Source organism: Arthrobacter sp. zg-Y238 (genome assembly GCF_024385525.1).
GTDB lineage: Bacteria > Actinomycetota > Actinomycetes > Actinomycetales > Micrococcaceae > Arthrobacter_B > Arthrobacter_B jinronghuae.
Genome location: NZ_JANFLU010000005.1, coordinates 1 through 25,920 on the forward strand (window position 1 = coordinate 1; position 25,920 = coordinate 25,920).

The 25,920-nt window shown below is 66.3% G+C and carries 19 protein-coding genes; 12 read left to right on the plus strand and 7 right to left on the minus strand.

The genetic code is table 11. The features are described from left to right. The first annotated feature begins 370 nt into the window (after positions 1-370). A complete protein-coding gene (gene glmM, locus NNX38_RS05050; protein WP_255797019.1) occupies positions 371-1,741 on the plus strand; it encodes a phosphoglucosamine mutase in 1,371 nt (456 codons plus the stop codon). Positions 1,742-1,781: 40 nt separating this feature from the next. Here the strand turns inward: glmM and coaA are convergent, their stop codons facing one another. Beyond that, positions 1,782-2,762 (minus strand): type I pantothenate kinase, encoded by a 981-nt coding sequence (coaA, locus tag NNX38_RS05055; protein ID WP_255797020.1) that lies wholly within the window; start codon positions 2,760-2,762, stop codon positions 1,782-1,784. Between the two features lie 123 nt (positions 2,763-2,885). Between coaA and glmS the strand changes: the two genes are divergently transcribed. The 6 genes from glmS (at position 2,886) to treZ (ending at position 13,006) form a co-directional block, all read left to right on the plus strand. Beyond that, a complete protein-coding gene (gene glmS, locus NNX38_RS05060) occupies positions 2,886-4,772 on the plus strand; it encodes a glutamine--fructose-6-phosphate transaminase (isomerizing) (RefSeq protein ID WP_255797021.1) in 1,887 nt (628 codons plus the stop codon). Positions 4,773-4,785: 13 nt separating this feature from the next. Continuing rightward, the gene (locus NNX38_RS05065; protein ID WP_229949943.1) at positions 4,786-5,136 is read left to right on the plus strand and encodes a holo-ACP synthase; all 351 of its coding nucleotides are present in this window, start codon (positions 4,786-4,788) and stop codon (positions 5,134-5,136) included. 10 nt (positions 5,137-5,146) lie between these two features. Then, entirely contained in the window at positions 5,147-6,679 is a 1,533-nt protein-coding gene (locus tag NNX38_RS05070) for an NAD(P)H-hydrate epimerase (RefSeq protein WP_255797022.1), read from the plus strand. A 74-nt stretch (positions 6,680-6,753) separates the two neighbouring features. Beyond that, entirely contained in the window at positions 6,754-8,934 is a 2,181-nt protein-coding gene (gene glgX / locus NNX38_RS05075; RefSeq protein WP_255797023.1) for a glycogen debranching protein GlgX, read from the plus strand. Continuing rightward, positions 8,931-11,267: a malto-oligosyltrehalose synthase gene (gene treY, locus NNX38_RS05080; RefSeq protein ID WP_255797024.1), complete on the plus strand. Its 2,337-nt coding sequence runs from the start codon at positions 8,931-8,933 to the stop codon at positions 11,265-11,267. Before glgX ends, treY begins: the two co-directional genes overlap by 4 nt. Beyond that, positions 11,264-13,006, plus strand: a complete 1,743-nt coding sequence (gene treZ, locus NNX38_RS05085) for a malto-oligosyltrehalose trehalohydrolase (protein WP_255797025.1) — start codon at positions 11,264-11,266, stop codon at positions 13,004-13,006. The genes treY and treZ overlap by 4 nt, the downstream gene beginning before the upstream one ends. A 56-nt stretch (positions 13,007-13,062) precedes the next feature. On the opposite strand, the gene NNX38_RS05090 is transcribed toward treZ, so the two are convergent. The 6 genes from NNX38_RS05090 to NNX38_RS05115 are packed head-to-tail and all read right to left on the minus strand — an operon-like array spanning position 13,063 to position 19,787. Beyond that, entirely contained in the window at positions 13,063-14,601 is a 1,539-nt protein-coding gene (locus NNX38_RS05090) for a mannitol dehydrogenase family protein (protein WP_255797026.1), read from the minus strand. Continuing rightward, a complete protein-coding gene (locus NNX38_RS05095) occupies positions 14,591-15,472 on the minus strand; it encodes an ABC transporter permease (protein ID WP_255797027.1) in 882 nt (293 codons plus the stop codon). The genes NNX38_RS05090 and NNX38_RS05095 overlap by 11 nt, the downstream gene beginning before the upstream one ends. After that, on the minus strand, positions 15,472-16,398 hold the full coding sequence (locus NNX38_RS05100) for an ABC transporter permease (RefSeq protein ID WP_255797028.1): 927 nt from the start codon (positions 16,396-16,398) through the stop codon (positions 15,472-15,474). The genes NNX38_RS05095 and NNX38_RS05100 overlap by 1 nt, the downstream gene beginning before the upstream one ends. Continuing rightward, positions 16,395-17,528, minus strand: coding sequence for an ABC transporter ATP-binding protein (locus NNX38_RS05105; protein ID WP_255797029.1), 1,134 nt, complete (start codon positions 17,526-17,528; stop codon positions 16,395-16,397). The genes NNX38_RS05100 and NNX38_RS05105 overlap by 4 nt, the downstream gene beginning before the upstream one ends. Continuing rightward, positions 17,525-18,748: an extracellular solute-binding protein gene (locus tag NNX38_RS05110; protein WP_255797030.1), complete on the minus strand. Its 1,224-nt coding sequence runs from the start codon at positions 18,746-18,748 to the stop codon at positions 17,525-17,527. Before NNX38_RS05110 ends, NNX38_RS05105 begins: the two co-directional genes overlap by 4 nt. Next, positions 18,735-19,787: a LacI family DNA-binding transcriptional regulator gene (locus NNX38_RS05115; RefSeq protein WP_255797211.1), complete on the minus strand. Its 1,053-nt coding sequence runs from the start codon at positions 19,785-19,787 to the stop codon at positions 18,735-18,737. The genes NNX38_RS05110 and NNX38_RS05115 overlap by 14 nt, the downstream gene beginning before the upstream one ends. Before the next feature lie 216 nt (positions 19,788-20,003). Here NNX38_RS05115 and uxaC point away from each other — a divergent pair, with 216 nt between their 5' ends. The 5 genes from uxaC to NNX38_RS05140 are packed head-to-tail and all read left to right on the plus strand — an operon-like array spanning position 20,004 to position 25,914. Beyond that, positions 20,004-21,434 carry a glucuronate isomerase gene (gene uxaC, locus NNX38_RS05120; protein ID WP_255797031.1) on the plus strand — a complete coding sequence of 477 codons (1,431 nt, stop codon included), beginning with the start codon at positions 20,004-20,006 and terminating at the stop codon, positions 21,432-21,434. Positions 21,435-21,471: 37 nt separating this feature from the next. Next, entirely contained in the window at positions 21,472-22,698 is a 1,227-nt protein-coding gene (manD, locus tag NNX38_RS05125; RefSeq protein ID WP_255797032.1) for a D-mannonate dehydratase ManD, read from the plus strand. Then, complete coding sequence (locus tag NNX38_RS05130) at positions 22,695-24,218, plus strand: altronate dehydratase family protein (RefSeq protein WP_255797033.1); 1,524 nt, start codon at positions 22,695-22,697, stop codon at positions 24,216-24,218. The genes manD and NNX38_RS05130 overlap by 4 nt, the downstream gene beginning before the upstream one ends. Continuing rightward, positions 24,194-24,913 (plus strand): bifunctional 4-hydroxy-2-oxoglutarate aldolase/2-dehydro-3-deoxy-phosphogluconate aldolase, encoded by a 720-nt coding sequence (locus NNX38_RS05135; protein ID WP_255797034.1) that lies wholly within the window; start codon positions 24,194-24,196, stop codon positions 24,911-24,913. Before NNX38_RS05130 ends, NNX38_RS05135 begins: the two co-directional genes overlap by 25 nt. Continuing rightward, positions 24,910-25,914 carry a sugar kinase gene (locus NNX38_RS05140; RefSeq protein WP_255797035.1) on the plus strand — a complete coding sequence of 335 codons (1,005 nt, stop codon included), beginning with the start codon at positions 24,910-24,912 and terminating at the stop codon, positions 25,912-25,914. Before NNX38_RS05135 ends, NNX38_RS05140 begins: the two co-directional genes overlap by 4 nt. The last annotated feature ends 6 nt before the right edge of the window (positions 25,915-25,920 follow it).

Consider the following 25,920-nt stretch of genomic DNA (forward strand, 5'->3'; position numbering starts at 1 on the left):
CCCCGACCCCCACTAACTTACACCACCCTAAAATACCGCCTTCCCGTTCGTGCAGTCGCTGGAGCGACTGCACGAAGGGCCCCTCGCGCTGAATTGGCGCTTGGCTCCACAAGCGCTAGTTGGGTGCTTGGGTGCACAAGCACTGAAGAGCGTGAGGTTTCACCAAGAGGCAGTCGCTACGGCGGCTGCCTTTTGGCGTTAAGGGATGCCTGCAGAGTTGCATTGGCCACACCGATGCCGGTATTTACCCGTCTGGTACGTGCAATGGTCCTTCCCGTTTCGGAGACCAGGGTGCACCGGTGGCAGAATGGGCCAGTAAGTTGCCCGTGAGCGGCTCCCGCTGTGGCTACAACCTGCTTGAGGATACGTAATGACTAGATTGTTTGGAACGGACGGCGTCCGTGGGCTGGCGAACGGGCTGATCACCGCCGAAGTTGCCCTCGGACTCGCTCAAGCCGCAGCAGTGGTGCTGGGCCATCGCCGGGTGGAACAGGGCCGTCGTCCGGTCGCTGTGGTTGCCCGGGACCCGCGCATCAGCGGTGACTTTATCTCCGCCGCCATGGAGGCCGGACTCGCCAGCTCGGGCGTTGATGTCTACGACGCCGGCGTGCTGCCGACCCCGGCCGCAGCGTACCTGGTTGCCGACCTTGGCGCAGATTTCGGCGTTGTCATCTCCGCCTCCCACAACGCAGCCCCCGACAACGGCATCAAGTTCCTGGCCCGCGGCGGGCAGAAGCTGGATGACGCCGTCGAGGATGCCATCGAAGCTGAAATGGCACTTCCCAGCATGCGTCCCACCGGAGGCGAGGTGGGGCGGATCCACCGCTTCGCCGATGCCGAGGACCGGTATGTGGTCCACCTGCTGCAAACCCTCCCCAACCGCATTGAGGGCCTGAAGGTTGTCCTGGACTGCGCGCACGGGGCGGCCAGCGGCTGCTCACCCCAGGTCTTCGCCGACGCGGGTGCCGAAGTAGTGGTCATCGGCGCCGACCCGGACGGCCTCAACATCAACGAGGGTTACGGCTCAACCCACCTCGAGCAGCTGCAGGCAGCTGTTGTGGCGCACGGTGCCGACCTCGGTATCGCCCACGACGGCGACGCCGACCGCTGCCTTGCAGTGGACCACGAAGGCACCGTGGTGGACGGTGACCAGATCATGGCGATCATGGCTGTCGCCATGAAGGAAGCCGGCAAGCTCAAAGACAATGCGCTGGTGGCGACGGTCATGAGCAACCTCGGCCTGAAGCTCGCCCTTCGCGAGGCCGGCATCGAGCTCATCGAAACCGGCGTGGGGGACCGCTACGTGCTCGAAGGTATGCGCCGCGGCGGCTACAGCCTAGGCGGCGAACAGTCCGGGCACGTCATTTTCTCCGAATACGCGACCACCGGAGACGGCGTCCTCACCGGCCTGCAGCTGGCAGCACAGGTGGCCCGGTCCGGCCGGACCCTGAAGCAGCTGGCCGGCGTTATGCAGAAGCTCCCGCAGGTGCTCATTAACGTCAAGGGCGTGGACAAGTCCGCCGTCGAGACCAACGAGCCGGTACGGCTCGCAGTCCAGCAGGCAGGGCAGGAACTGGGCGAAACGGGGCGCGTGCTGCTTCGCCCCTCCGGCACCGAACCGGTGGTCCGGGTCATGGTGGAGGCCGCGGACATGGAAACGGCAGCAGACACCGCACGGCGGCTCGCCGAAACGGTTGAAACCCATCTGGCGCTAAACGCAGGCGCCGGAGCGGCGGTCTAGCAGCACTGCGCCGGTGCGGGACCCGGGTCCCGCACCGGGCTCAGGTCTTGCGCAGGAGCATCCGCCTCACGGAGTGGTCGGCGTCCTTGGTCAGCACCAGCTGGGCGCGGCCCCTCGTGGGCAGCACGTTGGTGGTGAGGTTCGGCTCATTGATCCGCCTCCAGATGTCCAGGGCAGTGGCCCGGGCCTCATCATCCGTCAGGTCTGCGTAGCGGTGGAAGTAGGATGCGGGGTCAGCGAAGGCTCCGGTGCGCAGCGACTGGAAGCGCTGGACGTACCATTCCTCGATGTAGGAGGTGCGGGCGTCCACGTAGATCGAGAAGTCGAAGAAGTCGCTCAGCGCGAGGCCGGAACGCCCGTCGGCGCGTGTCCGGGCCGGGGCGAGGACATTCAGGCCCTCGACAATGAGCACGTCCGGCCGGCGGACCACTATCTCCTCGCCGGGGACAATGTCGTACGTCAGGTGCGAATACTTCGGCGCCCGGACCTCCTCGGCCCCACTCTTGACCTCGCTGACAAAGCGCAGCAGCCGGCGTCGGTCATAGGATTCCGGGAAGCCCTTGCGCTGCATCAGCCCGCGGCGTTCCAGCTCTGCGTTGGGGTACAGGAAACCGTCCGTGGTGATCAGTTCCACGTTCGGGGTTTCCGGCCAGCGGCGCAGCATCTCACGCAGGACCCGGGCCGTGGTGGATTTGCCGACAGCCACGGATCCGGCCACGCCGATCACGAACGGGGTACGGGTGGTCTTCTCGCCAAGGAAAGTGGTGGTGGCACTGTGCAGGCGGCCTGCGGCAGCCACATACAGGTTCAGCAGCCTGGAGAGCGGGAGGTAGACCTCCCTGATCTCATCAAGGTTCAACTGGTCACCGACGCCGCGCAGCCGGAGGATGTCCTCCTGGTTGAGCGGGGAGCGTATCTCGTGTGACAGCCGCGACCAGGTCTTGCGGTCCAGTTCGACGAAGGGAGTGAAACTGCTCTCGGGCGGCTGGGCCGCGGAGGACTTAACATGGCGTTCGGTCACCTTAGGAATTCTGCCCTGAACAGCAGGCAAACCCAAACGGCCCGAAGCGCGCAAAGACTGTGCAACAGGCTGAAGGACACCATGCTTTCGGTATCCCGTCCGCGGGCCGGTACGCTTAGTGCTATGTGTGGAATTATTGGATACGCAGGCCGTCCGGACGTCATTGCAGGTATTAGCGCCGGCGGGCACGGAGCTCTCGACGTAGTAATGGAAGGCCTTCGGCGGCTGGAATACCGGGGCTATGATTCGGCCGGCGTCGCCGTGCTCACTCCCTTGGGTATCGAATACCGCAAGAAGTCAGGCAAACTCGCCAACCTCGTGGCCGAGCTGGAAGCGGCTCCGCTGACCCCGGCCACCACCGGTATCGGGCACACCCGCTGGGCCACCCACGGCGGCCCGACCGACGAGAACGCCCACCCCCACCTGGCCGACAACGGACGCCTCGCCGTGATCCACAACGGCATTATTGAGAACTTCGCCGAGCTGAAGGCCGAACTGCTGAACGCCGGCGCCGAGTTTGTTTCTGAAACCGACACCGAGGTGGCCGCAGCACTGCTGGCCTCCATCTACCGCGGCGACGGCAACGCGGATCTGGCAAAGTCCATGCAGCTCGCCTGCCAGCAGCTCGAGGGTGCGTTCACCCTGCTGGCCGTTCACACCGATTCACCCGGCACAGTGGTTGCCGCCCGCCGCAACTCCCCGCTCGTCGTCGGACTGGGCGAAGGCGAGAACTTCCTGGGCTCCGACGTTTCGGGCTTTATCGACTTCACCCGCCGCGCCGTCGAGCTGGGCCAGGACCAGGTGGTAACCATCACGCCTGACTCGGTCCTGATCACCGACTTCTTCGGCGAAGTGGCCGAAGGCACTGAGTTCTACGTGAACTGGGATGCAGCAGCCGCCGAAAAGGGCGGTTACGACTCCTTCATGGAGAAGGAAATCAACGACCAGCCGCAGGCTGTGGGGGACACCCTCCTGGGGCGGTCGGACATCGACGGACGACTCACCCTCGATGAGCTGCGCGTCAGCCCCGAGGACCTCAAGAACGTCAACAAGATCATGGTCCTCGCCTGCGGGACCTCCGCCTACGCCGGACAGGTGGCCAAGTACGCCATCGAGCACTGGTGCCGGCTGCCGGTCGAGGTGGAGCTTAGCCACGAGTTCCGCTACCGGGATCCCATTGTTGACTCCAACACGCTGGTTGTGGCCATTTCCCAGTCGGGCGAGACCATGGACACGCTGATGGCGGTGCGTTACGCCAAGGAACAGGGCGCGAAGGTCCTGGCCATCTGCAACACCAACGGCTCCACCATTCCCCGCGAGTCGGACGCAGTCCTGTACACGCACGCCGGACCGGAAATCGCCGTTGCCTCCACCAAGGCGTTCCTGGCACAGATCACCGCCGCATACCTGCTCGGCCTGTACCTGGCGCAGCTCCGCGGCAACAAGTTCCAGGGCGAGATCAAGGACATCCTCGCAGACCTGGGCAAGGTGCCGGACAAGATCCAGCAGGTGCTGGACAACTCCGGGCTGATCAAGGAACTGGCGCAGCTGATGAAGGACGCCTCTTCGGTGCTGTTCCTCGGCCGCCACGTCGGCTTCCCGGTGGCCATGGAAGGCGCCCTGAAGCTGAAGGAGCTGGCGTACATCCACGCTGAAGGGTTCGCTGCCGGCGAGCTCAAGCACGGCCCGATAGCACTCATCGAGGAAGGCCAGCCCGTGTTCGTGGTTGTCCCGTCGCCCCGCGGCCGGGATTCGCTGCACGCCAAGGTGGTTTCCAACATCCAGGAGATCCGGGCCCGCGGGGCCAAGACGATCGTGATCGCCGAAGAAGGCGACGACGCCGTCAAGGCCTACGCCGAGCACATCTTCTACGTGCCGGAAACCCCGACCCTGCTGGCACCGCTGCTGACCACCGTGCCGCTGCAGATCTTCGCCTGCGAGCTGGCTACGGCCAAGGGCTTCGATGTGGACCAGCCGCGCAATCTGGCCAAGTCCGTCACGGTGGAATAAGGAGCGTGCTTCGGTGATTATCGGAATCGGCGTCGACGTGGTGGACGTGCCGCGGTTCGGCCGCCAGCTGGAGCGTACACCCGGGCTCCGGGCCCGGCTGTTCGCCCCGGCGGAACGGGAACTGAACCTGCGGTCACTGGCTGCACGGTTCGCGGCGAAGGAAGCCGTGGCCAAGGCCCTCGGCGCCCCTGCCGGCATGAACTGGCAGCACTGCCAGGTCCTGCTGGATCCCGCCGGAGCGCCGCTGCTGCAGATCGACGGAACCGTGGCCGCCGTGGCGGAGGGCAAAGGCGTGCAGACCTGGCACCTTTCCCTCAGCCATGACGGCAACATGGCTACTGCAATGGTCATCGCCGAAGGCTAGGACAAAGCGCATGATCAGTGCGTATACCGGTACCGCGGTCCGCCGGGCCGAAACCCCGCTGCTGGCCGAAGGCCGGGGCGGGGAACTGATGCAGCTCGCAGCCTACGGGCTGTACGCGGCGACCGCGGACCGGCTGGCGGCCCGCCGCGGCCGGATCTACGGAGCCGCGGTGACGGTTCTCGCCGGCCGCGGCAACAACGGGGGAGACGCGCTTTATGCCGCCGCAAGGCTGGCCCGGCGGGGAGCAGCGACGACGGCGGTGCTCACCTCCCACACAGCGCACGCCGAGGCGCTGGCAGCGTTCCGGGCGCAGGGCGGAAAGGTCCTGGCACTCACAGAGTCCAACGCCGCAGCCCTCGCCGGGGCCGCACTCGGGGCCGATGCCGTAATCGATGGTGTCCTGGGTACCGGCGGCAGCGGCGGACTGCGCGGCCCCGTCCGCCTACTCGCAGAGACACTGAACGCAGCACGGCTGCAGCGGCAGGGCCCGCTGGTTGTCGCCTGCGACCTCCCCAGCGGCGTCGACGCCGATTCCGGCCGGGTGGAGGGAACCTGCCTGCGGGCGGACCTCACCGTGACCTTTGGTGCCGTCAAGACGGGGCTGCTCGCCGGTCCGGGTGCCGCGGCCGCCGGGGAAATCCGCTGCATCGACATCGGGCTGGGCCCGCATCTGGGAGCCCCGTCCGCCTACCGCCTGCAGGCAAAAGACCTGGCCGGGCTCCTGCCGGTTCCAACGCCCGCGGACCACAAGTACAGCCGCGGGGTGCTCGGCATTGCCGCCGGCTCGGACACCTACCCCGGAGCCGCTTTGATGGCCACGGGCGCCGCCCTCGCCACCGGCGTCGGCATGGTCCGTTACTTGGGACCCGGCGCCGTCGCCCGGCTGATCAACCTGGCGCACCCCGAAGCGGTCTGCGGCTCAGGGACCGTAGGGGACACCCATGTCCAGGCCTGGGTTGCCGGACCCGGGGCGGGCAACGACGAGGACCAGCGCCGCCGGGCCAGCGACGCCATGGCGTCCGGGCTGCCCGCAGTGATCGACGCCGACGCGATCACGGCGGTCCGCGCGGGGCTGCACCCCGGCGTCGTGCTCACCCCGCACGCCGGCGAACTCACCGCGCTGCTGCGTTCGCTGGGCGAGGAGGCATCGCGGGCCGACATCGAAGCCGATCCCATCCGCTACGCCCGCCTCGCCGCCCAACTTACGGGCGCCACGGTCCTGCTCAAGGGCTGGGCCACGCTGGCGGCGGCTCCCACCGGTGAACTGTACAGCCAGGCCGAGGCGACGCCGTGGCTGGCGACAGCGGGAAGCGGAGACACACTCGCCGGCATCCTCGGCGCTCTCCTGGCGACGGACCGCACCCCGGACACGGAGCGGGAACCGGGACACTATGCGCGGCTGGCCGCGGCTGCTGCCCATCTCCACGGTCGTGCCGGCGCGCTTGCAGCCGTTGACGGGCCGGTCCAGCCGTCGCTGCTGGAACCGCAGATCCGCTCACTTGTGGCAAATCTCACTGGGCGGCCGCGCCGCAAATTCAAGTAAGCTCCAACTCTGGGGTAAAAAAGTAAGTAGACATATCAATTACGTGTTGTCAGGGAACTAGTCAGGAGCACTACATGGAAGTTTGGCCGGGAGATGCCTATCCGCTGGGCGCAACCTACGACGGAAACGGCACCAACTTCGCTCTCTACAGCGAGGTGGCAGATTCCGTAACCCTGTGCCTGTTCGATGAGGACGGCACCGAGCACCAGGTCCGGCTGACCGAGGTCGACGGGTATGTCTGGCACTGCTACCTGCCGCAGGTTATGCCGGGGCAGAAGTACGGGTACCGCGTGGACGGTCCGAACGATCCGGAGAACGGCAACCGGTGCAACCCGAACAAGCTCCTGCTGGACCCCTACGCCAAGGCTGTTGCCGGCGAAATCGACTGGGACCAGGCGCTGTTCGGGTACAACTTCGGCGACGAACACTCGCGCAATGACGAAGATTCCGCTCCGCACATGATGATGGGCGTCGTCATCAACCCGTTCTTCGACTGGGACGGAGACCGGAAGCCGAAGGTCCCGTACCACCAGTCCGTGATCTACGAGGCCCACGTCAAGGGCCTGACCGAGCTGCACCCCGACGTGCCCGAGGACCAGCGCGGCACGTATGCCGGTGTTGCCCATCCTTCCGTGATCGCGCACCTGCAGAAACTCGGCGTCACCGCCATCGAACTGATGCCGGTGCACCAGTTCGTCAACGACTCGACCCTGCAGGAAAAGGGGCTGTCAAACTACTGGGGCTACAACACCATCGGTTTCTTCGCCCCGCACAACACCTACAGCGCCACCGGCGACCAGGGCCAGCAGGTGCAGGAATTCAAGGCCATGGTGCGTGCCCTGCACCTCGCCGGCATCGAAGTGATCCTGGACGTGGTCTACAACCACACGGCCGAGGGCAACCACATGGGCCCGACCCTGTCCTTCCGCGGCATCGACAATGCGTCCTACTACCGGCTGGTGGAAGACGACAAGAAGTACTACATGGACTACACCGGCACGGGCAACTCGCTCAACGTCGGCAACCCGCACTCCCTGCAGCTGCTGATGGACTCGCTGCGCTACTGGGTTACCGAAATGCACGTGGACGGTTTCCGCTTTGACCTGGCCTCGACGCTGGCCCGTGAGTTCTACGACGTGGACCGCCTCTCCGCCTTCTTCGAACTGGTGCAGCAGGACCCGGTAGTCTCCCAGGTCAAGCTGATCGCCGAGCCCTGGGATGTTGGACCCGGCGGCTACCAGGTGGGCAACTTCCCGCCCCAGTGGACCGAGTGGAACGGCAAGTACCGGGATACGGTCCGCGACTTCTGGCGCGGAGAGCCCTCCACGCTTGGCGAGTTCGCCTCCCGCATCACCGGCTCCGCGGACCTGTACGAGTCCTCTGCCCGGCGCCCGGTGGCGTCCATCAACTTCGTCACCGCCCACGACGGCTTCACGCTGCATGACCTTGTGTCCTACAACGAGAAGCACAACGAAGCCAACGGCGAGGACAACAACGACGGCGAATCCCACAACCGCTCCTGGAACTGCGGTGTTGAAGGCCCCACGGACGATCCCGGGGTCCTGTCCCTTCGTGCCCGCCAGCAGCGCAACTTCCTCGCCACCCTGCTCCTTTCCCAGGGCGTGCCGATGATCGCCCACGGCGACGAGCTGGGCCGCACCCAGCAGGGCAACAACAACACCTACGCGCAGGACTCCGAGCTGAGCTGGATCAACTGGGAGACCATGGACGCACCGCTGCTGGAATTCACCGCGGCGGTCAACACCCTGCGTGCCGAGCACCCCACGTTCCGCCGGCGCCGGTTCTTCGACGGCCGTCCCGTGCGGCGCGGCGAGGGTGAGGCGCTGCCGGACATCGTATGGCTGAACGAGGACGGCACCACCATGTCCCCGGACGACTGGGACACCCCGGTCAGCCGTTCCCTGGGCGTCTTCCTCAACGGGCAGGGCATCTCGGGCAAGGACGCGCGCGGACAGCGGATCACCGACCTGAACTTCCTGCTGTACTTCAACGCGCATGACGAAGCTGTGAAGGTCACCCTTCCGGCCAAGGAATACGCACCCATGTGGGACACGGTGATCGACACTGCCGGCGAGTACGCCGACTCGGAGCCGGTTGCCGCGGACACCCAGCTGACCGTGGCTGCCAAGTCCATGGTGGTCCTGCGGGCGCACGAAGAGGAAGAGGAGCACGACCACTCCGTAGCTGCGTCCCTCGCGGCCATGGCCGCCCAGAACACCGAGGCTGCCGAATGAGGACACCCCTCTCCACATACCGTCTGCAGATCCGCCCGTCCTTCACCCTGTTCGACGCCGCGGAACTCGTGCCGTACCTGGCAGACCTTGGCGTGGACTGGGTGTACCTCTCGCCCATCCTCACGGCGGAAGAAGGCTCGGACCACGGCTACGACGTCACTGATCCTTCAGCCGTCGACCCGACCCGCGGCGGAGCGGAGGGGCTGAAGGCCCTCTCCGACGCCGCCCACGCGGCAGGCCTTGGCGTGCTGGTGGACATTGTGCCCAACCACATGGGCATCGCCACCCCGCACCGGAACAAGTGGTGGTGGTCCGTGCTGGCCGAAGGCCGCAACTCCCGGTACGCCGAAGCCTTCGACATCGACTGGGACGCCGGGAACGGGAAGCTGCGGCTGCCCGTCCTGGGCGACGGCGACAACGAGCTCGAGCAGCTCAAGCTGGCGGACAACGAACTGCACTACTACGACCACCGGTTCCCGGTGGCCGAAGGCACCGCAGCGGAAGGCGACAGCGCGCAGGACGTACACGCCCGCCAGTCCTACGAACTGGTGAACTGGCGCCGCGCCGACAATGAGCTGAACTACCGCCGGTTCTTCGGGGTCAACACCCTGGCCGGCATCCGAGTGGAAGAACCGTGGGTCTTTGACGAGGCACACGCCGAAATCCGGCGATGGTTCGACGAAGGCCTCGTGGACGGCCTGCGCATCGACCATCCGGACGGCCTCGCCGATCCCAAGGGTTACCTGGCACGGCTGCGCGAGATCACCGGCGGTGCGTACATCCTCGTGGAAAAGATCCTGGAACCGGGCGAAAAGCTCGCCGCGGACTGGGAAACCGAAGGCACCACCGGCTACGACGCGCTGGCCGACATTGACCGGTTGTTCGTGGACCCGGCGGGCAGTGACACGCTGACCGCACTGGTGCCGATGGAACCGTACGCACAGATGATCCACGGCACCAAGCGGGTCATCGCGGACAACCTGCTGCACTCCGAGGTGCAGCGCCTCGTGCGCCTGCTCCCGGCGGACAGCGGGCTGGACCCGGAAACGGCTGCAGATGCGATCGCGGAACTGCTGGCCTGCTTCCCGGTTTACCGCAGCTACCTGCCCGAAGGTGCCGACCACCTGACCGAAGCCGTCATCGCGGCCAAGGTCCACCGGCCGGATCTCGCGGCGGCGCTGGACATCCTGCACCCGCTGTTGAACCCGCTGCTGGATGAAGACTCCGCTGAGACGGTGTCGCTTTCCCGCCTGGGTGAGCTGGCGGTGCGTTTCCAGCAGACCTCCGGCATGGTCATGGCCAAGGGCGTCGAGGATACGGCGTTCTACCGTTACTCCCGCCTGACCTCGCTCAACGAGGTTGGCGCCGACCCGGCACACTTCGCCGTATCACCGTTTGAAATGCACACCCGGCTGCTCCGCCGGCAGCTGGAACAGCCGGCGGCCATGACGGCCCTGACCACGCATGACACCAAGCGCAGCGAGGACACCCGCGCCCGGATCTCCGTGCTCGCGGAAATCCCGGAGGAGTGGAGCGAAGCGTTCACGCGCCTCGATGCCCTTGTTCCGATGAAGGACGGGCCGATGGCGAACCTGCTCTGGCAGACCTTCGTCGGGGCCTGGCCGCTGAGCCGCGAACGCGCACACGCCTACGCCGAGAAGGCCTCGAGGGAAGCAGCCAGCAGCACCACCTGGACGGCTCCCAACGCGGACTTCGAAGAGCGCATGCATGCAGCCGTTGATGCGGCGTTCGACAATCCGGACGTCACCGCGGTGATCACTGCGCTGGTCGAGCGCATCCGCGAGGCGGGGTACAGCAATTCGCTCTCCGCCAAGCTCCTGCAGCTGACCATGCCCGGCGTACCGGACGTCTACCAGGGCACCGAGTTCTGGGACCGGTCACTGGTGGACCCGGACAACCGGCGCGAAGTGGACTTCGCCCGGCGACGCGAGGTCGCGGCGTCGTTCGCCGACGCCGGTGCACCCGCCCTGGACGAGGACGCGGCAGCGAAGCTGCTCATCACCACCCGTGCGCTGCAGCTCAAGCGGGGCCGGCCGGAGCTGTTCACGGGGTACGTCCCCGTAGCGGTGGAAGGATCCGCGGCAGAACACCTCTTCGGGTTCGACCGCGGCGGAGCGGTCACGCTGGTGACCCGTCTGCCGCTGGGACTGCAGCGTCAGGGCGGATGGCAGGACACCGCCGTCGTCCTGGCTCCGGGCACCTACCGTGACGTGATCACCGGGATAACGCACGAAAGCGGCGGCCGGCTGGCAGCTGCGGATCTGTTCGGCACTTATCCGGTGGCGCTGCTTGTACGGGAGGACGGCAAATGAGGACCAACTTCGACGTGTGGGCACCCAAGGCCGGCACCGTGACGCTGCTGGCCGACGGCCGGCGGCTGTCGATGACCCGCGGCGAGAACGGCTGGTGGCACGTCCAGCATGCCGAGCTCACCGAGGACATCGACTACGGCTACCTGATTGACGACGCCGAGACGCCCGTGCCGGACCCCCGGTCCCGGCGGCAGCCCGAGGGCGTGCACGCCCTTTCGCGCACCTTTGACCCGGATGTTTACCAGTGGCATGACGCCGGCTGGGTCTCCCCGGGGCTCGACGGCGGCGCCATCTACGAAATGCACGTGGGCACCTTCACCCCCGAGGGGACGCTGGACGCAGCAATCGGGCGGCTGGACTACCTGGTGGACCTGGGTGTGCGCTTTGTCGAACTCCTGCCGGTCAATGCCTTCAACGGAACCCACAACTGGGGTTACGACGGCGTGCTCTGGTACGCCGTGCAGGAAACCTACGGCGGGCCCGAGGCCTACCAGCGGTTCGTCGACGCGGCCCACCAGGCCGGACTCGGCGTTATCCAGGACGTTGTCTACAACCACCTTGGACCCAGCGGCAATTACCTGCCGATGTTCGGCCCGTACCTCACCGAGGGGAAGTCGAACACCTGGGGGGACTCCGTCAACCTGGACGGTCCGCTCTCCGACGTTGTCCGCGAATACATTGTGGACAACGTCCTGATGTGGTTCCGCGACTACCACGTGGACGGGCTGCGCCTGGATGCGGTGCACGCACTGCACGACGAACGCGCCGTGCACATCCTCGAAGAAATGGCAGCCGCCACGGACAAGTGCGCCGAAGCCCTGGGGAAGCCGCTGTTCCTCATCGCGGAGTCGGATTTGAACAACCCCCGGCTCATCACCCCGCGGAACGTCAACGGCTACGGCCTTGCCGGCCAGTGGTCCGATGACTTCCACCATGCCGCCCATACCAACCTCACGGGTGAAAACGGCGGCTACTACGAGGACTTCGACTCCCTCGAAGCGCTGGCGAAGGTGCTGCAGGAAGGGTTCTTCCACAACGGAACGTTCTCCTCCTTCCGGGAACGCGGTCACGGACGTCCGCTGGACAAGGAGGTGGTGACCGCGCGCCAGCTGGTCACGGCCATCCAGAACCACGACCAGATCGGCAACCGGGCGGCCGGTGACCGGCTGAGCGCGACGCTGGGGTACGAGCAGCTTGCCCTCGGCGCGGTGCTGAGCCTCGCCTCGCCGTTCACTCCCATGCTCTTTATGGGTGAAGAATTCGGGGCCTCCACGCCCTGGCAGTTCTTCACGTCCCATCCGGAACCCGAACTGGGGAAGGCCACGGCAGAGGGCCGCCTGAAGGAATTCGAGCGGATGGGGTGGGACCCGGCTACGGTTCCCAACCCCCAGGATCCGTCCACCTTCACCAACTCGAAGCTGGACTGGTCCGAGGTGGAAGAGGGCGATCACGGCCGGCTGCTGGACCTGTACCGCAGGCTCCTGACCCTGCGCCGGGAAACCCCCGACCTGATGGACCCGGACCTGCGCAACATCCGGGTGGACTATGACGAAGTGGGCCGCTGGCTGGTTATGCAGCGTGGTTCCACGGCGGTGGCGCTGAACTTTGCCGACACCCCGCGCGAGGTGCCGCTTCCGTTCGGCAAGCAGGCGGACGTCCTGCTCGAAACCGCGCCGGTTGAGCTCTACGGCGATGCCGTGCAGCTGCCGGCATACGGTGCGGCCATCCTGGCCGGCTAGCAGGCAGGAAAACGAATCCGGCCGGGGTGGTTAGGCAACCACCCCGGCCGGACCGGTTAAGGTGACTGGCTCAGGGAGCCGAGCAACTCCGCGGCGTGGGCAGCAACGGCGGTGCGGAAGCCGGGGTTCCCGGCCACCGGGGCTGAAAAAACGCCGGGCAACTCGAACATTCGGTCCACCAGGCCGCCCTGGGGTCCCCGGGCTTTCCCGGCCAGGACTTCTGCGAGCGGATCCTGGAGCGGCAGCTCGTTGCCGAACGCATCCCTGCCGCGGTAGACGAAGACCATCCACCCGGCCACGAGCCGGGCCAGCGCCTCGGGGACCACTCCCCGGGCCAGCAGGTCTTCCACCGCTCCCAGGGCCCGCACAGGCAGCTTCTGTGATCCGTCCATCGCCACCTGCAGGGTGGTGTGGCCCAAGGCAGGGTTCCGGAAACGGGCAAGGATCCCGGCGGCGTATTCCGCCAGGTCCACACCCGGGGGCGGGCTCAGCGTCGGGAGGACTTCGGCCTGCAGTGCGGCAGCCGCGGCCGCCAGCTCCTCGTCCGCGGCTGCCTCGGCAATGGTCCGGTAGCCCCGCAGCGCCCCCAGATAGGCCAGCAGTGAATGGGTGCCGTTGAGCAGGCGCAGCTTGGCCGCTTCGAAGGGCCGCACATCCCGGGTCACCACCGCGCCGGCCAGCTCCCATGCCGGCCGCCGTGCGGCGAAATCATCCGACAGGATCCACTGCCCGAACGGCTCTGCGACTACCAGTCCCTCGTCGCGCAGGCCCAGCAGCGTCTGAGCCTCCCGCCGGTCAGCCTCGGTGGCTGCGGGGACTATGCGGTCCACCATGGTGTCCGGAAAGGAAACGGATTCGCATACCCAGTCCCGGAAGCCGGAACCGCCGGCTGCAGCCATTTCCGTCAACAATGTGCGGGTGACGGACCCGTTGGCGCTGAGGTTGTCACACGAGATGACATTCAGCGGAGCACCCGATGAGCGGTACCGGGCGAAGAGCCCGCGGGCCAGCAGTCCCAGCGGAGTCCGGGCGGCGTCGTCGGAGTTCGCCGGCCGGCGGCTGTCCCGTTCAAGGACGGCCAGGTCCGCCGCAACGGCAGGACTATCCAGCGCCAGGTGCCCGGAGGCATCCCGGGGATACCCCTTTTCCGTGATGGTCATGGTGACGACCGTGGTTTCCCGTGCCGCCAGCGCCTGGATCACCCGCGGCGTGTCCCGGCCCGGGAAGGCAACGCCGCGCAGTGATCCGATGATGCGGGCACTGCTGTCCTCCTCCCGGGAGCCGGCCGCTTTGGTCAGCACGGTGTACAGCCCGTCCTGCGGCTGCAGGGCGTCCGCTACCTTGGCCGTCCGCCCCGTCACGCCGAGGATTCCCCATCCGGCGTCACCCGAGGCAGCGGCTGCGTCTTCCGTATAGACCGCTTGGTGGGCACGGTGGAAGGCACCGAGTCCGAGATGGACCATCCCGATGCGCAGACTCCGCGGCTCCACAGCGGGTCCCGCTGCGGAACCGGCTCCGGACGCAGCGAGGGCGGACAGGCTGAGGCGTTCGGACTCCTGCCCGGCCGCGGCGGCCACACCTGCCTCAGTCCGCATCTTGGCGCACCTGCGAAACCAGCTGGGTGGGGTTGACGAACCGCAGCGCGATCACCAGCAGCACCATCATCATGAGCATGTAGATCACCGCCATGGCGTCCACGGACTGCTGGGCACGGATCCCTGCCCCCGTCATCGCGGTAAAGAGCGCTACGACGAGGGTGTCGGATTCGGAGTTGGACGTGAGGAAGGTCAGTTCGAACATCCCCACCGTGCGGACCAGGACCAGCACTGCCGCCGCCAGGACGCCGGGAATCAGCAGGGGAGCGAGGATCCGGACAAACATGCGCGTCATGTTGGCCCCGCACATCCGTGCTGCGGACTCGATGGACGGGTTGATCTGTTCAATGAAGGGCGTCATGGTCAGGATGACAAACGGAACCGAGGGCACCAGGTTGGCAAGGATTACTCCGGTCAGCCCCGGTGCCAGGTGGTAGTACGTCAGCAGTGTGGCCAGCGGGATGCCGTAGGTGATCGGCGGCATCATGATCGGAAGCAGGAACACGAGCATCACGAGGGATTTGCCGGGGAAATTGCGGCGCGCCAGGACGTACGAGGCCGGCGCCCCGATCAGCACCGACAGGCTCACCACCGTGACGGCGACAATCACCGTGGTACTGACCACCTGGCCCAGGTCGTACTCCCGCCAGGCGTCGCCGTACCATGACGCCGTGTAGCTGGACGGGAACCAGGTGTCGAACCATTGGCCGGCCAGGGAATTGACCACTACCGAGGCAACCACGCCGAAGAGCAGGATGAGGAACAGGGCCATGCCGCCCCAGACCAGGAAGGTGCCCGGGGTCGCCCTGAGGCGGCGTCGTTCGGGCGGCGGCGACGTGGGTGTCCTGTCGTTAACTGTGGTGGTGCTCATCAGCCCTTACCTCCGGTGCTTCCCTTGTACATCCGGGAGCGCCACAGCAGCACCAGGACAATGACGGCGAGCTCCACCGCTCCCATCACAATCGCGGCGGCGGACGCCAATGGATAGTCGAACTGCTGGCCCCACGCGTTGTAGGCCACGTAGGCGATGACCCGGGTGGAACCGGACGGATCTCCCACAAGGATGGCCGAGGGGAAAACGCTGAACGCCAGTACGAAGGTCAGGCAGAACGTGATGGCAAGCCCAGGTGCCAGCAACGGAAGGGTGATTTTGCGGAACCGCTGTTTCCAGTCCGCTCCCAGCGTCCGCGCTGCGGCTTCGAGGGAGGGATCGATGCCCGAGAGGTAGGAGAGGATCAGCAGGAAAGCGAACGGGAACCCGGAAATGATGAGGGACCAGAGCACACCCCAGTAGTTCTGGACGAGGTCAAGCGGACCGACTCCGAACAGCTCAAGGAACCGGTTCAGCCAGCCGCGCTGGCCGAAGAAATTCAACAGGCCTTCCGCGGTGAGGACCGTGCCCAGCGTGATGGGGATGACCAGCACAGTGGTCAGCATCCGCTTGCCGCGGAATTTTCCGCGCATTTTGTAGGCGAGGGGAATGGACGCCGCTACATTGAACACGGCGGCCGGGACGGCGAGTTTGAGAGTGATCCAGATGGACTCCAGCCCGCGCATCGAGGGATCGGTGAAGAACTTGATGTAGGCGCCGAACAGCCCGCCTTCCCGGGGCTGGAAGGAAAGCCCCAGTCCGTAGACGAACGGGTAGACGAACAGGACCAGGGCAAACAGGAGGGCCGGCACCAGCAGCAGGAGCAGCCGGTCAATGCCCCGTTCGGCCAGCCTGTGGGACAGTGCCGGCCGGGAGCCGGGCGTCGGGGCGCCGGACCCGCGGGTTTTGCCGGTGGACACGCTCATGGCGTGGCTTCCTGCAGTTCACGTCCGGCAGGGGTTCCGCTGTCCATGGATGAGGCGAAGACAAGTACCCGCTCGTGGCGGGCTGAGACGATGATCCGCTGGCCCGGTTCGGCACGCCGGTGGGTGCGGATATGGAGCGCCTGCCCGGCGTCGGTGCGTGCCTCCACTGCAAACTCGCGTCCCTGGTACTCAACGACTTCGACTGTCGCTTCAAGCTGGGTGGTGCCGTCGGCCGCCGTCAGGGACCCGGCAATATCGAAATCTTCTGGGCGGATTCCCACCTTGACGGCGTCCCCGGGCGCCACCGGATCTTTGGTGGAGCCGGTGATGCCGGTGCCCGCCACGGACACGGTGGCGGAGCCTCCCCGGGTTTGCTCAACCACGCCGTCAAGCAGGTTCCGGTAGCCCATGAAATCGGCCACGTGCCAGTTGGCGGGATGCTCGTGCAGGTCCTGCGGCGTGCCGACCTGCTGTACCTCGCCCTGCCGCAGGACCACCAGACGGTCGGCCAGGGACAGGGCTTCCTCCTGGTCGTGGGTGACATAAATGGTGGTCAGGCCCAGTGACTGGTGGAGCCGGCGGATCTCCGTCCGCATTTCCAGCCGCAGCTTGGCATCCAGGTTGGAGAGCGGCTCGTCCATCAGGACCAGCGGCGGCCGCAGCACGACGGCGCGGGCGATTGCCACACGCTGCTGCTGGCCGCCGGACATCTGTCCGGGAAGCTTCCGGGCATGCGGTCCCAGCTGGACGAGCTCGATGGCCTCCGCGACACGGGTCTTAATCTCGGCCCGGGGCACCTTCCGCATTTCCAGTCCGAACGCGATGTTCTTCTCCACGGTGAGGTGGGGGAAGAGGGCATAGTTCTGGAAGACCATTCCAAACCCGCGTTTTTCCGGCGGCAGGCGGTCAATCTGGCGCCCGTCCATAAGGATCCGGCCGCCGGTCAGGGGAAGGAGCCCGGCCAGGCAGTTCAAGGCTGTCGACTTTCCGCAGCCCGAAGGTCCCAGCAGTGCGATGAATTCGCCGCTGCTGATGCTGAGGCTGAGGTTGGCGAGGGCTGACTGCCCACCGAAGTCCCGGGCAACCCGCTGCAGTTCGAGTGTCTTGAATGCAGTGGCGTGGATGCTCATTTCTTTTCTTCAATCTTTCCGCTCGCGACTTCGGTGTCCCAGGTGTTGAACGCGGTCACGAGGTCTTCCGCGCTGATCGGAGTGGCCTTGGGATTGTCCTCGATCAGGGCGTCGTACTCCGGCCGTCCGAACTTCTTGATGATGTCCTGGCTGCTCTGGGGAGCCATGTCCAGGGTCACGTCCTCCACCGCCGGGCCGGGGTAGAAATAGCCGCTGTCGTAGGTCTTGGCCTGCTGCTCAGGCGTCAGCGCATACTGCAGGACCTGGAGAATGGCAGACATCTTGTCGGCGGAAACACCCTTCGGAACAACCGCATACTGGGCATCGGTTACCCAGGTGAAGCCTTCCAGTGCCTGGACCTCGAAATTGGCCGGAACCTGTTCGAGCGCCCGCGGGTTGATGTCCCACCCGGTAGTGGTCAAGGCCATGTCCCAGGTGCCGTTCTTGAGGTTGTTCATGGTGACGCCGGTACCCGTGGGATATGAGGAGATGTTCTGGTTCAGCTGCTTGAGGTAATCCCAGGTCTTGGTCCAGCCGGCCTCCGGGTCCTTGGGATCGTCATCGCCCAGGATGTAGGGAAGGCCCATGAGGAACGTGCGTCCCGGTCCGGAGTTGGCCGGCCGCGCGTAGCCGAACTTCCCCGGGTTTTCCTGCGTCCATGCCAGCAGTTCCTCGGCGGTGGTGGGCGGGTTGGGGACCTTGTCCGGGTTGTACTCCAGCAGCGGGCCGGAGGGGTAATAGGTCAGAGCTACGCCCTTGCCCTCGGCCAGTTCCTGCATCTGTGCGGCCGGCTCCTGATAGTTATCCATATTGGACAACCGGTCCTTGTAATCCGTAGCGATCGGCACGAAAAGGTCTTCGCTGATCCCGGCGGAGAGGCCGTCGGTGCCGGTCAGCACCAGGTCGATCTGCAGGTTCCCGGCCTGCTGCTGGGCCTTGAGCTTGCCGGCCATGTCCGGGGCGCCTGCGGTTTCCCATGTCACGCCGGAGACGACGTCCGGATGTTCGCTGACGAAGTCGTTGAAGATCCCTTCCGTCAGTTGCTTGTTGCCGGCAACGTCCAGGATGTTCAACGTCACCGCCTCGGACGGGGCATCGGGAACATCGCTGGTGGACAGCGGTTCACTGCCCGCGTCGCTGCCGGGTGCACCGCAGCCGACGGCGATCAGCGCGGCCGCCGCGAAAACAGAAAGCATCTGCATTTTCTTACTGGTGCGCATTGCTTGACCTTTCATCGAGTCCGGCTTCTTCGCGGGACGTGAGGGGTGGACGGCTGGGAACGGAAGTGGAAGCACGCACAATCAATTCGACGGGCAGGGTCTCGGGGGGCAGAGGCGGGCGGTCGGGGAAAATGCTGTCGATCAGGGCATCCACCGCCGCTGTCCCGACTTTCTGCAGCGGTGCACGGACAGTGGTCAGTGCTGGAGAAACAAGGGTTGCCGCGCTGACGTCGTCGATCCCGACGACGCTCATGTCCGCCGGAACGTTGATGCCCCTTGCCTGGAGGCGTGAGAGGATGCCGAGGGCCATCAGGTCGTTGTAGGCCAGTACTGCCGTCGCGCCGGTGGCCACGGCCAGGTCTGCTGCCGACATCCCGCCGCCGAACACCGGCCGGAACGAGCCGATTTCCGCCACCTTGAGCCCCGGTAGGTCCGACAAGGCACTGCGGATACCGTTTCGCCGTTGGCCGTCGGACCACGACGTCGCGGGCCCGCCCGCATAGGCGACCGTCCGGTGTCCCAGGGCGTACAGATGGCCCAGTGCCTGCCGCACAATCTCGGTGTCGTCCACGGTGATGCTGTGGACCTGCGGCAGCTGCCGGTTCACCAGGACCACCGTGGTGCTTTCAGTGACCGCTGCCAGATCCCGGTTGCCCATACGCGGCGAACACAGGATGAGGCCGTCCACCTGGGAGGCCAGCTTGCGCGCCAGCTCGATTTCCGTGCGCACGTCTTCATCGGAGTCGGCCACGAAGACTGCGAAACCCTCGCTCAGCGCCCGGCTCTGGACTCCCTTGGTGACGGAGGCAAAGTAGGGATTCTCGAGGTCCGGGACAACCAGGCCGAAGTTACTGGTCCGCCCGGTGATGAGGCTCCTCGCCGAAGTGTTGGCGCTGTAACCGAGTTGCCGGGCAGCGGCCAGGATCCGGTCCCGGGTGTGGGGTGCCACTAGTTCAGACGCGGAAAGGGCACGTGAAACTGTTGAAGCGGAGACGCTCGCGAGCCTCGCCACGTCCCGAACAGTCACCGCACCGGCCATCGTGGCTCCCACCTAACATCGTTGTCGAGGCCACAAGGGTGTGGCGTAGACCACACACTGCAATCGTTTGCAAACCGTGTCAATACTTGTTTTCAGGAAAACCAAAACCCGTAACCGTGGCCGGGGAAACCCTTGCATTCCCGGTCCTTCGGCTGGATATTGGACTGCACCAGGCCCTGCAGGGCGTCGGCATTTTGTTTCAACGGAGAGGCAAACGTGAGCGAGCAGCCCCCTGGCTGGACCTTGGACCCTGACCGTGCGCTGCCGGCCGAGCCCGGTGTGAGGGCACTTGCCCGCGAAATCTACGCGGCCACGTCCCGGCTGCCGATCGTATCCATGCACGGGCATGTGGAAGTGGACCTGCTCGTGCAGGACTCTGCGTTCGAGAACCCGGCTGAATTGTTCGTCATACCGGACCACTATCTGGTCCGGATGCTGGTTTCCCAGGGAGAAAGTCCCGCGGACCTGGGAATTCCCACGCATGACGGCACACCCTTTGAAACCGATCCCCGGGAGATCTGGCGCCGGTTCTGCCGGAACTGGAAGCTTTTCCGCGGAACCCCCACCCGTTACTGGCTTGAGCATGAGCTGGCGGTGGTTTTCGGTGCGCCGGTGCCGCCGTCGGAAGAGGCCGCCGATGAGCTCTACGATTTCCTCCTGGACACCCTGTCCCGGGAGGAATTCCGCCCCCGTGCACTGCTGGACGCCTTCAACGTGGAGCTGCTCGCCACCACCGATTCCGCAGCATCCACCCTGGCCGGGCATCGCAAACTTGCGGAAACCGACGGCCGCCAGCGGGTCCTTCCCACTTTCCGTCCGGACGACCTGCTGCATATCCGCAGGCCCGGCTGGGTTGCGGATATCCGGGAACTCTCCGAAGTCTCCGGCATCGAGGCAGGGGACTTCGACTCCTTCCTGGCGGCATTGCGCGGGCGCCGGGCAGCCTTCCTGCAGGCAGGAGCACGGGCCACGGACCATGGGCACCTGAGTGCGGACACCACGCCGCTGGACCCTGCCGACGCCCGGGAAATCTACGCCGCAGGACTGCGCGGAGAAGCCAGCCCGGCGCAGGCCGACGCGTTTGCCGGCGGAATGCTGTTCGAGATGGCGCGCATGTCCGCCGAGGACGGATTGGTTATGCAGCTGCATCCCGGGGTGCTCCGCAACCACCACCGGGGCATCCGGACCCGGTACGGAACGGACCAGGGGTTCGACATTCCGGTGCGGGTGGAATTCACCAGGGCACTGCAGCCGCTGCTGAACAGCTTTGGTATGGATCCGGCTTTCCGCATGGTCGTCTTCACTACTGATGAAACGGTCTATTCCCGCGAGCTTGCCCCGCTGGCGGGGGCCTATCCGGGGCTTCGGCTCGGCGCGCCCTGGTGGTTCCTGGACAGCCCCGAGCAGATGCGCCGGTTCCGTGAATCGGCGGTGGAGACGGCCGGCTTCTACAACACCAGCGGATTTGTCGATGACACCCGGGCGCTCGCCTCGATCCCGGCGCGCCACGACCTGGCCCGGCGGATTGATGCGGGGTTCCTGGCCCGGCTGGTTGCCGAGGGCAGGCTCGGCCTCGATGAAGCGGTGGAAACGGGTGCCGACCTCGCCTACCACCTGCCCCTGCAGTCCTACGCGCCCCGCTCCTGATTCCCTGCCTGCCGAACACCTGACCCAAGGAGAGACCATGGCAATCCGCTCCGCAGAAGTGCTGGTCACCAGTCCGGGCCGCAATTTTGTCACCCTGCGGCTGACCACCGATTCCGGCGTCGTCGGGCTGGGTGACGCCACGGTAAACGGCCGTGAACTGGCAGTAGCCGCCTACCTGCGGGAACACGTGGTGCCGCTACTGATCGGGCGGGATGAACGGCGTATCGAAGACACCTGGCAGTACCTGTACCGCGGCGCGTATTGGCGGCGGGGCCCAATCACCATGGCGGCCATCGCCGCCGTCGATGTTGCCTTGTGGGACATCCTGGCCAAGGAGGCAGGGCTGCCGCTCTACCGGCTGCTGGGCGGTGCTTCACGGACGGGGTGCCTGGCCTACGGGCATGCCTCCGGCAGCAGCATGGATACGCTTTTCACCTCGATCCGGAACCATCTGGACGAGGGCTTCAAGGCAATCCGGGTACAGACCGGCGTTCCGGGCCTGGGCCAGATCTACGGCGTGGCCACGGACCAGCGGCCGGGACAGCGCTACGACTACGAGCCGGCGCTGCGGGCTCCGCTGCCCGCCGAGGAAGCGTGGGACACGCGGGCGTACCTGCGCCACGTGCCGGAAGTCTTCGCCGCCGTCCGGCGGGAGTTCGGGCCCGAACTCGTCCTGCTGCATGACGGCCACCACCGGATGACCCCCAACCAGGCGGCGGCACTGGGGAAAACGCTGGAACCGTACGATCTCTTTTGGCTCGAGGACTGCACGCCGGCGGAGAACCAGGAAGCCCTGCGGCGGGTACGGTCCCAAACCACGGTTCCGCTGGCCATCGGCGAAGTGTTCAACAGCGTCTACGACTACCAGACCCTGATCACTGAACAGCTCATCGACTATGTCCGCTCCGCAGTCACGCATACGGGTGGAATCACGGCCCTGCGGAAACTGATGGACTTCGCAGCGGTGTATTCGATCAAATCCGGCTTCCACGGGCCAACCGATATTTCCCCGGTAGGCCAGGCCGCCCAGCTGCACCTGGGCCTGGCGCTGCACAACTTCGGCATCCAGGAGTATATGAAGCACTCCGCCGACACGCTGCGGGTGTTCCGGACCAGCTATGCGTTTTCCGACGGGTTGCTGCATCCGGGCGACCAGCCGGGTCTGGGTGTGGAGTACGACGACGAGCTGGCCAAGTCCTTCGACTACGCCCCGGCCTATCTGCCCGTGAACCGGTTGCTGGACGGGACGGTGCATGACTGGTGAGCGCGTCCCAGAGTTCCGTCCTGCGTCTCTCACCCGCCGACGAGGTAGGCGTAGCGCTGCGCTTGTTGCCGGCCGGCGTCGGGCTCAATGGACCGGACGGGGGAATCCTGATCCCGGCCGCCGACATCCCGCAGGGGCACAAAATCGCCCTGGTGGATCTTCCAGCCGGCGCGACGGTCCACAAGTACGGTCAGGCCATCGGGCGGACGACGTCGGCGGTCGCGGCGGGCGGGCACGTCCACAGCCATAACCTCGCCATGGCGGAGACAGCGGCGGCCTACGAGTTCGGGACCGCCCGGTTCCAGCCGCCGGCCGAGGAGGGCCGGCACTTCCGGGGCTACCGCCGGCGCAACGGTCTGGCTGGAACCAGGAACTACATCGGGATCCTGACCTCGGTCAACTGTTCGGCCGGCACCGCCCGGATGATCGCCGATCAGTTCCGCGGACCGGTCCTGGACGCCTTTCCCAATGTCGACGGCGTGATGGCGCTGACCCATTCAAGCGGCTGCGGAATGGTGCTGGGGAGCCCCGGGGCCGAGGTGCTGTTCCGCACCCTGTCCGGTTATGCCCGGCACCCCAATTTCGCCGGACTGCTTGTGGTTGGGCTGGGCTGCGAAATGCTGCAGGCAGACCGGCTCATTGACGACACCGTATCGGCCGACGTCGTGGAGCGGCTGGTGATCCAGGAGTCCGGCGGGGTGCGTGCCTCGGTCCGGGCCGGCGTCGAACTGGTCCGGCAGATGCTGCCGGTGGTGAACCGGCTGCAGCGCATTCCGATCGATGCCGCCGAACTGGTGCTCGGGATGAACTGCGGCGGATCGGACGGCTATTCGGGGATCACCGCGAACCCGGCGCTGGGCGTCGCGTCCGACCGCCTGATCGGCTGCGGCGGCACGTCGGTACTGGCGGAAACTCCGGAAGTCTTCGGGGCGGAGCATCTGCTGACCCGCAGGGCGGTCTCCCGGGCGGTCGGCGAGCGCCTGCTCGAGCGGCTGCAATGGTGGCAGGAATACACGGGGCATGGAGGGGGCAGCCTGGACAACAACCCGTCACCGGGCAACAAGGCCGGGGGACTAACCACCATTCTGGAGAAGTCGCTGGGGGCAGTGGCCAAAGCAGGCCGGGCAGAGCTGCGTGAAGTGGTCGACTACGCAGGACGGATCCGCGGGCCGGGGCTGGTGTTTATGGATACTCCGGGTTACGACCCCGTTTCAGTCACCGGCATTGTCGCCGGCGGAGCGAACGTAGTGTGCTTCACCACGGGGAGGGGTTCCGTTCTGGGCTGCCGGCCCGCCCCCAGCATCAAGCTCGGCACAAACACGGAACTCTTCCGGCGGATGCCGGAAGACATCGATATCAACTGCGGCGAAATCATCGATTCAGGTGTGGGTGTCGAGGAAATGGGCGCCCGGATTTTCGCTCGGATTCTTGAAACAGCTTCCGGCCGGCAGACGGTGAGTGAAGAACTGGAACTCGGACAAGAGGAGTTTGTGCCATGGCAGCTGGGAGCAGTTACGTGAGCGCCGCGGGAAGCGCAGGGCCGCTGCGGCGTCCGGCGCCGGATGCCGGGGCCTGGCTGGCTGAACTGGCAGCTTCCCCGCTCATCGTGGTCCTCCGTGCGCGGCACGCCTCGGAGTACGCCCCGGTGATGGAAGCCTTGCTGGAAGGCGGAGTGAGGCACGTGGAACTGACCCTAAGCACCGCCGGAGTGCTGGAAGCGTTGGGGGACCTTGTCCGCCAATACGGCGCGGACGCGAGGATCGGCGTCGGCACGGTCACGGATGCAGTATCCGCCGGCAGCCTGATCGGGGCCGGAGCGGGATTCCTCGTCACCCCGGTGATGAGCGTTGAGGTGGTGGCTACCGCCACGGCCGCCGGCATTCCCGTGGTTCCCGGCGGCTTGACTCCCACTGAGCTTTACGCCGGCTGGCAGGCGGGTGCGCCGGCGGTCAAGGTGTTTCCGGCGTCGCTGGTCGGGCCCGGCTACGTTTCGCAGCTGCGCGGACCGTTTCCGGATATCCAGGTGATTCCGTCCGGTGGTATCGGAACGGAGGAAGCGGATGCATGGCTGCGGGCCGGAGCCCTGGCCGTGGGCATGGGCGGTCCGCTGGTCCAGGATGCCTTCGCCGGCGGCAGCCTGGCGGGACTGAAGGAGCGCTCGCGGAAACTCGTTGCCGCAGTGGCAGCAGCGCGCGGGAGCGGGACCGGGCAGTGAGCACGCCTTCATCCCGCGGACCGGTCGCCGCCGCAGCGGGGCCGGAGGAATTCCAGCCCGCGGAGGTAGTCACGCTGGGCGAAACCATGGCCGTGCTGCGTTCGCAGCATCCGGGACCGCTGGCCCATGCCGGCAGCCTGGACACGGGCATCGGCGGTGCGGAGAGCAACGTCGCCATCGGGCTTCGCCGGCTCGGCGTGGACGTCGCCTGGGTTGGAAGGGTTGGTGCTGACAGCCTTGGCGAGCTGGTGCTGAGGGAATTACGGGCTGAAGGACTCCGGGTGCTGGCCCGTGTCGATCCCGAAGCACGCACCGGGTTGATGATCAAGGAACGGCGGACGCAGGAGACCGTAAAAGTCTGGTACTACCGCAACGGCAGCGCCGGTTCCCGGCTCACTGTCGGGGATGTGCCGGCCGAGGCCATCGCCGGGGCACGCCTGCTGCACATTACGGGGATTACGCCGGCGCTCTCCGCGTCCGCTGCCGAGGCGGTCCGCTTCGCCGTCGACTGTGCGCACGACGCCGGAACCCAGGTATCACTGGACCTCAACTACCGCTCGGCGCTGTGGACCCCGGAGCAGGCCGCACCGGTGCTGCGGAAGCTGATAGCAGACGCCGACATACTGTTCGCCGGCCTGGACGAGGCCGCCATTGCCCTCGGTGCTCCGCACCGGCCGGAACGGATGGCTGCCCTGCTGGCGGGCATGGGGCCGCACCAGGTGCTGCTGAAACTCGGGCCGGAGGGCGCCCTGGGACTGATCGACGGCAGCGAATACGCGCAGGACGCCGTGCAGATCCAGGCGGTCGATACCGTAGGCGCCGGTGACGCCTTCGTAGCCGGTTACCTGGCTGAACTCCTTGCCGGGGAAGGGCCGAAGGCGCGGCTACAGACCGCTGTCCGGACCGGTGCCTTTGCCTGCCTGGGTCCGGGTGACTGGGAGAGCCTGCCGCACAGGAACGAGCTCGGCCTGCTGGATACCGCCGAAGGTGTTCAGCGGTAAACGGGA